Genomic DNA, 10,248 nt, shown 5'->3' with positions numbered 1-10,248 from the left:
TCTGGAAGCATTGGCTGACTAGGTGCTGGGGGACTAAACTTATCTATAGGGAAGAAACACGCCCGTTACTGTAATTCCCAAATACTTAAAGTTGAGTCGGAGGCGCATTCCATAAATCATAAGTACCCCAGCGGAATGTGTACTAATAAACTAATTGAGTTATATAAAAAACAGCTCTAGTTGTGATGACAAAACCAGAACTGACAGAAGAAGCGTTAATATCGAAGGTATTGCATCTTTCCAAGTGTCAAATCGAAAGTGAAAGAATATTGCGCCTACTGAAGTAAAAGTAATGAGACTTGCACCAACTGCACTAAACAATGAGTTTTCAGTAATTATACCAACTAGCATGAGTATTGCACCGGTTGCTTCTATCACTCCAACCGCGAACATTGCCGTACGATTCAGTCCATAGCGGTGAAAAAATGCTAATTGTGGTTCATATATTTTATTCACCCAGCCAAAGATTTTGATAGAACTAGCAAACAAGAATAAAGCGATTAATAACCCTTGGAAAAATAACATTGGTTTAACTCCTCATCGAATAATGACGATATTAAAGCATCGTTTGATATCGTATTAGTCATTTAAATAATTCAAAGTCTTACTTAATTTTTATTACATGTATGGTGTCTAGTTTATTTAGTAAATGATTGTCATATAGTCATTTACAATCAATATCACCTAGAGCGGCCACCTGACTCATAAGGCTAGCGCCAACTTCTTTATCAAGAGTCCCCGGATCTGGCTGAACGAGACCCGCTTTGCCTTTCATTTCCTTAAACCCGGTCGGTCCGTAAAACTCACCCATGTTTCCAACTGTCGAAGCCATATAAAGTGACTTAGCAGCCTGCGTTGGGGTTGCTGCGAGTACTTTCCCACATATCCAAATGGCACAACGTTGCATAAAGGTGGGGTTGCCCTTGTGCTGAATGCCCGTAATAGATATTCCCGGATGTGCCGCCAATACCTGTATATCTAACCCGTCTGCTGCAAACTGGCGCCCCATCGCGTGACTCAGTGCCAGCGCTGCATATTTGCTACGTGAGTATGCGATCATGTTGCCCCGTAATTCAAAACCTTCTGTCATTTGGAGATCACTAAGATCCAATTCAGCCCCGTGATGTTCAGAAGAAGACATGGTAATCACTCGTGAGCCTTGGGTTTCTTTTAGTCGTGGTAGCAAATGCATTGTTAATACATACGGGCCAACCACATGGATCGCAATATTTAGCTCTATTCCATCAGCAGATTCTCGACGCTTGTTATCAAAAAAGTAGACACCAGCGTTGTGAGCGAGTACATCAATCCGAGTATACTTTTCGGTAACCTGTTTAGAAAAAGCCTTAATTGACGACAAGCTACCCATATCCACAGTTAACACATCGATTGCTGCGTCCGGATGAGATTGGAGTAACTCCTCTCGTACCAATTCACCAGCTAACTTATTGCGAACGGCCATCACCACTCGATATCCATCGTTGAGCATCATACGAGTGTAGTTTTTTCCAATGCCGCCGTTGGCACCCGTCACTATCGCAATTGGCTGTAATTTAGTATTCATAAATAGACTCCTTAATCAGTTGCGACTATTTAATCATTCCACTAAGTAGTGTTGAATAGTGTTATTGTGATGGTAGCTATTCCCAGAAGGAATGAAAATGGACAAGATCACCTGCATGAGAGTATTCATCCGTACTGCTCACCTAGGGAGCTTTACTGCTGTTGCCGATGAGATGAATGTGACACAAAGTTCAATCAGCAAAAAAATTGCGTGGTTGGAGCGTGATATTAACTTTTCAGTGTTTTATCGTAATAGTCGAAGAATCGAGCTAACAAAGCAGGGCTGTCGTTACCTTGCGTATTGTGAGCGAGTGATAGAAGAAATGGAGTCCACGGAAGCGGAGTTAAAAGGCGAGCTCTCCGAGGTGGCAGGAGAGCTTACTTTATCAGTGCCAAGTGCCATGGCGACGCGATTACTTGCCAAACCTATCGGACTATTTATGACTAAGCATCCAATGCTGTTGATCAATTTGTCGGTTAATGATAAACAGATCAACCTTATTGAGAGCGGTATTGACATTGCTATGCGTGTCTCTGTACTGGAAGATTCTGATTACAAAGCCCGTTTTTTGTTTGATAATCAGTTGGTATATTTTGCTTCTCCAGACTATCTGAGCAAACGCTCTACTCCAAGGTTCGCTAGCGATTTAGCACAACATGATTGCCTTACTTACTCTCTCTCCACGCCTTCAAATATTTGGGTGTTTGAACAAAAAACGGCCCCACAATTAAAGGTAAGGGTGAAAGAAGTCTTTAAAAGTGATAGCGCAGATATGCTGTTGGCAATGGCGCTGTCGGGTCACGGGATTGGAGCATTGCCAAGTTGGATGGTCCAGCCATATCTAGATAATAAGCAACTGGTGCCGCTGTTTGAGCGTTACACGGCTGCAAGCTTACCTATGCATGCGGTTTATAAGTCGGGAGAATATCAACCTTATCGTATACGTGCTTTTATTGATTATCTAATCGAATACTTTGAAGCTTAGAACTGCATCGTAGTAGAACATTAGTGAAGCTTAGCAGTATTCACTGTTCAGCTTCTTGCCCGAGAGTGAGCTTCTGGCTCTAAGTCACTTTTGTTCAGGAACTTCTTACAGCGATCAAACTAAGACGCTTTTGCCCCAATGCAGGTTAGCCTTCGAATGAAGGATGGTTACATTAACTTTGTATCATTGCTATGGGGTAGCCCGTTTGAGCTTGTAGCTTAGTCGCTATTAATCGCCTCCAGCGGGGTATGTGCAGACACTGCTGCGAGACGCTGTGAATATGTCCCTATACGCTCTGCGGTTTCATCCCTGAAACCGAAGCCCGCAGCCGTATCTACACGAGGTAATTGGTGCCTTCATTTAGGCGGAGTGGTTTCAGCTCTAACTTGGAAATGCCCCAATATTATTTTCACGAATCTAAATGGTAAATGGCACAAGTAAGCTTTGACTATAGAAAAGCTAATGTGAAAGGTTTTGCGTACACCATAAGTAATGCCTGTCTTTTTTCTTTAAGCTCAATTCTTCCGATTCTACCTTCCTATAGCAAACTAAAATAACTGTAATCCTGTACAGGTATAATGAGCTTGATGAATCAGACAGATTTATCGATGCTAAAAAGTAAAATAATTGCATCGATAAATTTTTAACATCTGAAATAGCACTTGCTTATCATGCAGTTAGATTTCCGCTTTAATCTTACAAGAGACCCGATAAATGTTCTGCATTACTTTGCGGAGAAGATAAATTCAAATTTGTTAACACCAGCAAGATTAACGGCTTTACATCAATGAGTTACGTTGCTAACTTTGATGTAAATTAAAAAAGTGCAGGGATTTATCCGAGACGCTGGATAATAAGCTGTTAGGTATCTATGGATAGATTATATGAAAGTTGATTATTGTTCTTATACATTAGAAGAGTTGTATGATGTGCATGAAAATATTGACAAGGATGCATACCCAGAACGTTATCAAGAGCTATTGAAAGAGCTCGCTTCTCGAGAAAAAGAAGAAGCAACCAAAGAGCCTGACGAAGCCGAAGAAATTAAAAAGCCAAAAAGAAAACGTACGAACAAAGAAAAAATAATAACATCTTCTTTAGTTCTTATTGCAGCAGCCGCTTGTCTTTATTTTGGTGAAATACCGGGGAAACACGGAGGATTATCAATTGATGATGACCCTATAGCTTTCTGGATTACAATGATATTTTGTGTCGGATTAGCGGTGCACCAGCTTTTAACTCTAGAGCCTAATGCAGAGTCTAGTGTTAACGATACCTAACAAATATGGATAGGCCGCGCGTAGCCGCGTCCTTATCCCGAGTGTTGAACAAGCCCGGGTTAGTTGCAGTGATACCTTTATATAGTAAATAGCAGATAGAGAGTTCGGTCTGTTTCAATGATTAGTCAGTGATTTGTTTTCAGCAGAACATATCTAGCCCTTAGCAAAGTAGCCAATCAAATAAGTTCCGCTATATCAGTGTGTTGTATTTACTCCTCCTCTTTTTACTCAGTGTTACCGTTATCCTTATTCTTCCAAAAATAATTGAGACACCCACAATTGTGAATGCACGTCTCCTCTACTAGGCTTTAGTTAAGGCTAAATAGAGGAGTTTGTTATGCCTACAGCAAGAAAGGCGCTAGTCAGTTTAGAGGATACGCCATTTTATCACTGCATATCTCGCTGTGTTAGAAAGGCATTTTTATGTGGTGTCGATAAATACACAGGTCAATCCTATGAGCATAGGCGTGACTGGGTTGAACAACGACTGTTGCAAATTGCAGAGGTTTTCGCTATTGATATCTGTGCGTTTGCGGTAATGAGCAACCACCTGCACCTTGTATTACGGATAGATGCTGAATTAGCGAAGTCTTGGTCAGATATCGAGGTTGTTGCGCAATGGCAAAAGCTGTTTAAAGGCGACAGCTTGAATCAATATTTTGTTAAAGGTCAGCCACTTGAATCCTATCAGCAAGCCATCATCAATAAACGGGTTAAAGAGTATCGACTGAGATTGATGGATATATCCTGGTTCATGCGAGCGTTGAACGAGTCCATAGCCCGAAAGGCTAATGCCGAGGATAAGTGTAAAGGTCGCTTTTGGGAAGGGCGGTTTAAGTCTCAAGCACTGCTTGATGAGGCTGCAGTCTTGGCTTGCATGGCCTATGTTGATTTGAACCCTATTCGAGCCAAGATGGCTGATTCACCAGAATCCTCAGACTTCACGAGTATTCAATTACGTATAAAAGCAGCGGTTAAGGGGAAGCAGCCTGAAGCGTTACTGCCTTTTGTGGGAAATGAACATCAAGAGATGCCTAAAGGGCTGATGTTTAATGCTAAAGATTACCTTCAACTGATTGATGATACGGGGCGTATTCAACGCCATGATAAAAGAGGGGCTATTAGTCTCTCTTCAGAGCAACTGCTGTATCGTTTGAATATTCCCGCTGAAAACTGGCTTAAAATGACTGCTGAGTTCACGAAAATCTTCAAAGGCCCAGTGGGCAATACACAAGAGTTAACGGCTTATTGTGAACACCTTGAACGGAAACGACGACAAGGTGCTGCCAATTGTCACCGATGGCTTGATTGTAGTTAGTCTAGCTTAACACCCTCCCTCACTTTTTCATTACCAAACAAATGTTTGGTATTTCTGCTGTATGAATTTCACTTTAGTTGTTAATCGTCTACTCGTAAAACATGCTCAGGTCGCGATAGCGTAGCTTATGCTGCAAACATTGGGCAGTTTAGATGAGATGGAAAGTACCAAGTTCAATGCTTCGCTCAACCTAGCGGTGAAGCAAATAATTCTGGATGTCTTAGCTGCGTTAATCCATTCACATCAGATGAAACCGCAGATCGGCCATGGATGGCTTTACAGCGTCCCACAGAAGTAGCGACATCTGAGCTTACTGCGAACTGTAGCCTTTCTTCGTGTCCTCTGTGTTCCAATAACATCCGTGTTTAACGACCAGCTCGCTATCCCTAGTTCTCGCTTATTAGCGCATAGCTTCGCCATATTCGCCGCGGTGAACGTTTTTGTTTAATATGGCTTTTTGACTAGCAGACTTTCGTATAATCAAAAAGAGCTAATTGCTAAGAGGTTATTAAGAATCAAACTTGGCAAGATCGGCTTCATCGGCGCCATCATTGCATTCGCCGCGTATGGTGCCGCGGTCAGTCTGAATACTGCGATAAAGCTCGATATAACCTTCACGGCAATAGCCATTCATCTTGATGGTTTGCTGCAAACCATGTTCAATCTGTGCCGTCCAGCCACTTAAGTCTGGCCCTTGGTAGCGTCTATTAGAGCGTGAACGTTTTTGGTTTGAGCGTACTTCGTGGGGCAAAGCTTGGCTCTGTGGTGTTTCTAAAGTGAGAATTGCACGGTAAGTAAATAGCTTTAAGCCATTACTCTTGATATCGGTTCTAAAGGAGTCGGACACTTGGCCTACAAACTCTTCTGGATTGATCTCGGGCTGACTGCTGCAAGCACTGAGTAAGCCACTCAGTGCCACAATTACAGATAAAGTGGTAAGCCGTGATGTTAAGCGCATAGGTGTTTTTTGTTCTAGTTTTTGGTTTATACGCGCCAGCATAACGTAAATTTAAGAAAGTTAGCAGCGAGATTACAGGATTTTACAGTTCATGGGTTTATAAGGCGCAGGGACGAGGACGTTCGCAGGCTCACTGCTAGGGCGCTACGCTCCTAGGAAAATACAAATCTAGTATCAGTTCAGATTTATTTGGCCTGACCTAGAACCTTCATTTTACCCTCTGCTTTTATCATATCTCGGGCATTCATCTTGAATGTTAAACCATTCAAGTTGGCTGTCGGTGTAGATATGGTAATTAGGTTTGATGATATTCGGATTATCGAGAGTGCTGATACTCAAGGTGAGATATTGCGAATAACGAAGATCACGAAAGCTTACCTGACTGCCACAGTGTTGGCAAAAACCACGTCTTACATATTCTGACGAGGCATACTCTTTCGGTGGTTCGGTCAACCAGATGACTTGTTCGCGTTTAAAGTCCATCCATACCCCAACAACGGAGCCTGTGCTTTTTTGACAGTGGCGGCAGTGGCAAAAATCGGCATCGAAGGGCATGCCTATCACTCGATATTGCAGCTTTTTACACAAACAGCCGCCTGTTAGTCCTCCAGTTTCTGGCTTTGTTAGAGGCTGTGTTACTGGCTGTTTTAGTGTAGTTGTTAACTCTGGCTCATTGTTTACATCCTTGCCGCTATTCATGATAGTCCACTTGAAAGTCATTTAGAGTATCGATAGCTAAACATATCGTTGGTTTAGATACTAGATTTTATGGGTTAGGACGCATCGGTTTTGGGGGATACTAAAGAACACATACTGCTCTTGCGTTTATGCTTTTTCGCCTTGGCGTTAACCTACTTTTCCTAGGTCCTAGGTCCTAGGTTCTTCAAATCTCTAACCTAGAACCTTTTATGGTTCACTTAACAACCAGTACCGGGCATTTGGCTTTATTTGCTAACTGTTCTGAGATGTTAGGATTGAGCATATGTGACAGACCAGTATGGCCATGACTGGCGATAACTATCATGCCAACGTTATTTTCGATGCTGTCTTCGAGGATCTGGGCAAAGGTATCCCCACTCCTGATAGCTGTTTTAACCTGCAGTGTCTTATTTAGCTGTGGCTCGACTTCCTTCACTATTACATCGAGCTTTTCTTTTGAATAGGCTTCAAGTTGAGTCTCCAGCTCCTCGATACTTTCTACCACGATGTCGTAATGGTGTTCGCCGTAGGGTTTACTCATTACATGTAACAAACGGATATTTACTTGATATAAGTTTGCCATTTCAATGGCGTAACCTAAGGCGTGGGAAGCCGTTTCAGAGAAGTCTGTAGGGCATAAGATCTGGCGAGTACGCATAATAATACCCTCTTGAAAAAAGGAGTGAAATATCATCAATAACTTACTTTATTCTCCCTAAAAGAGGGGGGATAAAGCGACTAGGTGCATATTTAATAATAGACAGGATTTTGACTGTTAGCCTTAGAAAACGCTTGGGTATTAAGGGGCTTTTTCTATTGTCGATAGCATCGGCATTTACATCGTTTTAGTGCCAATACTTGGTTGTGACTGTCATTAGCTCTGTTCATGCTTAACTTCATACATGCACGGTAATTAATGCGATGCTTTGTCGTTGATAAGCCTAGATGAAGAATAGGACGGCTATGGTAGCTAACTCAATAGAAGAACAAGTTTACTGGGTCTGCGGTTAGATTGAGTTGCTAACATTACTAGGGCATGAAGTAAGGGGAGGGGCGTTATTGTGTTGTTTATCTGTGTTTAAGGTTGCCTAGTGGTTGTCTTGGCTCTATATTTTTTAACACAGACTTTTAATTAATGAATTATCTCTTTTTTATGGGTGTTTTTTTTGAGGATTATTCATGTTAGGTCGGATTTATTTCGTTATTTGTCGTATTGGGTCATAACTCGTTAGTGAATCACATTAATTGACAATTCAGCGTGTTATTTTGTTATTAAATAATCAGAGGGGTATTCATACCTCTTAATAAAATATGTCTGTGATGGAGCTATGGTGTTGAACAAAAAGAGTAAGTGGTATAAAAATATCGGATTCCAAGTGGTTGTCGCTATGGTTTTAGGCGCAATCGTTGGTGTGATGATGGGAGAAGATGCTTCAATCTTCGCTCCGCTAGGAACATTCTTCATTCACTTAATTAAGATGTTGGTGATCCCTCTAGTGGCCGTTTCGATTATTGCCGGTGCAGCGAGTTTAGGTGCAGGTCCATCAGCGGGTAAAGTTGGTATTGGTACTATCGGTTTCTTCATGGTGACATCAGCATTGGCTGTGACCTTAGCACTTGTGATGGGTGAGATTTTCCAGCCAGGTATTGGCATGGACTTTTCACAGCACAGTGTTGGCTTAGCAGCGGTTACCGCTGAGCAAGGTGCATTGCCAGGTGTGGCTGATACAATTATTGGTATGATCCCAACTAACGTATTCGAGTCGTTGACTGGCGGTAATATCCTACAGATCTTAGTATTTTGTATCTTCTTTGGTATCGCACTGACGAAAGTAAATCAAGAAGCGGCTAAGCCGATTACTTCAGCACTAAATACTATCGTTGAAGCCTTTATTTGGATGATTAACATTGTGATGTTGATTGCTCCAATAGGTGTGTTTGGTTTGATGGCTGACTCTGTGGGGACTTTCGGCTTCCAGTCATTGACTGTAGTGCTTAACCTATTCCTAGTTTATGTTGCGGCTATCTTGATCTACGGCTTTATCTTCTTCCCATTGATGGTGAAGTTCTTCTCTAATGTTCCGGTTGGTAAGTTCCTATCGGCAATGAAGAAGCCTCAAGCATTGGCTATGTCTACTGCTTCATCTATGGCTGCATTGCCTGTGAACATTGAGGTGTGTGAGAAAGAGCTAGGCGTATCTAAGTCAACGGCTTCATTTGTATTGCCATTAGGTGCGACAATCAACATGAGCGGTAACGCGATCTATTACGGTCTAGTTGCGGTGTTCTTCGCGCAGATGTTCAATATTGATCTAAGTATTGGTGCGTACGTTGCGATTATCTTTACTTCGACACTGGGCGCAATTGGCCAAGCGGGTGTACCTGGTCCTTCATTCCTAGTGGTTGCGGTATTGATTGCTGCAGGAATTCCAATTGAAGGTTTACCATTATTGTTTGCGCTGGATCGCGTGTTTGACATGATCAGAACCACGTTAAACATCACTGGCGATGCGGTTTGTGCTGTGGTTATCGATAAATTTAACCCAGAAACAGAGATTTCAGCTGAGCCTGTCCAAGTAAAAGTTAACAGCTAACGCTTAACCTTTTATCGTTAAAAGCCCTCGAATATCTAGTGATAGTTGAGGGCTTTTTCTTATCTGAGATTAGGGCTTTTTATCTTGTTTGCCTAACACCCCCTTGAGCAGATCCATGGGCAGGGGAAACAGTATTGTGGAGTTCTTCTCTCCGGCAATTTCGGTAAGCGTTTGCAGGTAGCGTAGTAATATGGCGTTGGGCTCAGAAGATAATTTCTCTGCGGCTTCAACCAGTTTTGCCGAGGCTTCCATCTCACCGGATGCATGGATCACTTTTGCTCGACGAGTACGCTCGGCTTCGGCTTGCCTCGCGATGGCACGGATCATGGTTTCATTCAGATCCACATGTTTGATCTCGACGTTGGATACTTTTATGCCCCAGCCATCGGTACGGGTATCCAAAATGGCCTGAATATCGGTATTGAGCATCTCTCTGTTGGCTAGCATCTCATCGAGTTCATGTTGACCAAGTACCGAGCGCAGTGTGGTTTGGGCAAGCTGCGAGGTGGCCTGTAAGAAATCTTCTACATTGATAATCGCTTTTTGAGCATCGATCACCCTAAAATAGATCACCGCGTTGACCCGTACCGAAACGTTATCGCGACTGATCACATCTTGAGTCGGCACATCCATCACCACGGTACGTAAATCGACTCGCACCATTTGTTGAACGATGGGGATCACGATAATGAGTCCCGGCCCTTTCACTTGATAAAAACGGCCTAATAGGAAGATCACGCCACGCTCATACTCCCTTAGGATCTTAAACATGCTCACGAGTAGGCCAACGAGTAGGAAGGTCAATATGCCTATAAACACGCTGCCATTACTGACGATGGGTTCCATATTC

At 42.6% G+C, this 10,248-nt stretch carries 10 protein-coding genes; 4 read left to right on the top strand and 6 right to left on the bottom strand.

Annotation, left to right across the window (positions count from 1 at the left end; genetic code table 11):
* Positions 1-159: 159 nt before the first annotated feature.
* Positions 160-525 (bottom strand): DoxX family protein, encoded by a 366-nt coding sequence (locus Q1A86_RS14305; protein WP_299807717.1) that lies wholly within the window; start codon positions 523-525, stop codon positions 160-162.
* A gap of 139 nt (positions 526-664) precedes the next feature.
* Entirely contained in the window at positions 665-1,564 is a 900-nt protein-coding gene (locus tag Q1A86_RS14300; RefSeq protein WP_299807715.1) for an SDR family NAD(P)-dependent oxidoreductase, read from the bottom strand.
* 97 nt (positions 1,565-1,661) lie between these two features.
* Here Q1A86_RS14300 and Q1A86_RS14295 point away from each other — a divergent pair, with 97 nt between their 5' ends.
* The 3 genes from Q1A86_RS14295 to Q1A86_RS14285 all read left to right on the top strand — a co-directional run bounded on the left by Q1A86_RS14295 (position 1,662) and on the right by Q1A86_RS14285 (position 5,147).
* Positions 1,662-2,549 (top strand): LysR family transcriptional regulator, encoded by an 888-nt coding sequence (locus tag Q1A86_RS14295; protein ID WP_299807713.1) that lies wholly within the window; start codon positions 1,662-1,664, stop codon positions 2,547-2,549.
* Positions 2,550-3,433: 884 nt separating this feature from the next.
* Positions 3,434-3,829: a hypothetical protein gene (locus Q1A86_RS14290; RefSeq protein ID WP_299807711.1), complete on the top strand. Its 396-nt coding sequence runs from the start codon at positions 3,434-3,436 to the stop codon at positions 3,827-3,829.
* 337 nt (positions 3,830-4,166) lie between these two features.
* The gene (locus Q1A86_RS14285) at positions 4,167-5,147 is read left to right on the top strand and encodes a transposase (RefSeq protein WP_299807709.1); all 981 of its coding nucleotides are present in this window, start codon (positions 4,167-4,169) and stop codon (positions 5,145-5,147) included.
* 508 nt (positions 5,148-5,655) lie between these two features.
* On the opposite strand, the gene Q1A86_RS14280 is transcribed toward Q1A86_RS14285, so the two are convergent.
* From Q1A86_RS14280 to Q1A86_RS14270, 3 genes are all read right to left on the bottom strand, one after another.
* Complete coding sequence (locus tag Q1A86_RS14280) at positions 5,656-6,105, bottom strand: hypothetical protein (RefSeq protein WP_299807707.1); 450 nt, start codon at positions 6,103-6,105, stop codon at positions 5,656-5,658.
* Positions 6,106-6,318: 213 nt separating this feature from the next.
* The gene (locus tag Q1A86_RS14275) at positions 6,319-6,804 is read right to left on the bottom strand and encodes a GFA family protein (protein ID WP_299807705.1); all 486 of its coding nucleotides are present in this window, start codon (positions 6,802-6,804) and stop codon (positions 6,319-6,321) included.
* Between the two features lie 214 nt (positions 6,805-7,018).
* On the bottom strand, positions 7,019-7,462 hold the full coding sequence (locus tag Q1A86_RS14270; protein ID WP_299807703.1) for a universal stress protein: 444 nt from the start codon (positions 7,460-7,462) through the stop codon (positions 7,019-7,021).
* A 670-nt stretch (positions 7,463-8,132) separates the two neighbouring features.
* On the opposite strand from Q1A86_RS14270, the gene Q1A86_RS14265 reads away from it, so the two are divergent.
* Positions 8,133-9,398 (top strand): dicarboxylate/amino acid:cation symporter, encoded by a 1,266-nt coding sequence (locus Q1A86_RS14265; RefSeq protein WP_299807701.1) that lies wholly within the window; start codon positions 8,133-8,135, stop codon positions 9,396-9,398.
* Positions 9,399-9,467: 69 nt separating this feature from the next.
* Here the strand turns inward: Q1A86_RS14265 and Q1A86_RS14260 are convergent, their stop codons facing one another.
* Positions 9,468-10,244, bottom strand: a complete 777-nt coding sequence (locus Q1A86_RS14260) for a slipin family protein (protein ID WP_299807699.1) — start codon at positions 10,242-10,244, stop codon at positions 9,468-9,470.
* Positions 10,245-10,248: the final 4 nt, after the last annotated feature.

Source organism: uncultured Shewanella sp., assembly GCF_947497935.1.
Classification (GTDB): domain Bacteria; phylum Pseudomonadota; class Gammaproteobacteria; order Enterobacterales; family Shewanellaceae; genus Shewanella.
Note: the sequence above shows the minus strand (reverse complement) of the source record. Positions and strands in the feature narration are given on the sequence as shown.

Coding starts and splice junctions, on each gene's coding strand:
- Q1A86_RS14295 (WP_299807713.1), top strand. CDS start 1,662: ATGGACAAGATCACCTGCATGAGAGTATTCATCCGTACTGCTCACCTA.
- Q1A86_RS14305 (WP_299807717.1), bottom strand. CDS start 525: ATGTTATTTTTCCAAGGGTTATTAATCGCTTTATTCTTGTTTGCTAGT.
- Q1A86_RS14265 (WP_299807701.1), top strand. CDS start 8,133: ATGGTGTTGAACAAAAAGAGTAAGTGGTATAAAAATATCGGATTCCAA.
- Q1A86_RS14270 (WP_299807703.1), bottom strand. CDS start 7,462: ATGCGTACTCGCCAGATCTTATGCCCTACAGACTTCTCTGAAACGGCT.
- Q1A86_RS14260 (WP_299807699.1), bottom strand. CDS start 10,244: ATGGAACCCATCGTCAGTAATGGCAGCGTGTTTATAGGCATATTGACC.
- Q1A86_RS14275 (WP_299807705.1), bottom strand. CDS start 6,804: ATGAATAGCGGCAAGGATGTAAACAATGAGCCAGAGTTAACAACTACA.
- Q1A86_RS14290 (WP_299807711.1), top strand. CDS start 3,434: ATGAAAGTTGATTATTGTTCTTATACATTAGAAGAGTTGTATGATGTG.
- Q1A86_RS14280 (WP_299807707.1), bottom strand. CDS start 6,105: ATGCGCTTAACATCACGGCTTACCACTTTATCTGTAATTGTGGCACTG.
- Q1A86_RS14300 (WP_299807715.1), bottom strand. CDS start 1,564: ATGAATACTAAATTACAGCCAATTGCGATAGTGACGGGTGCCAACGGC.
- Q1A86_RS14285 (WP_299807709.1), top strand. CDS start 4,167: ATGCCTACAGCAAGAAAGGCGCTAGTCAGTTTAGAGGATACGCCATTT.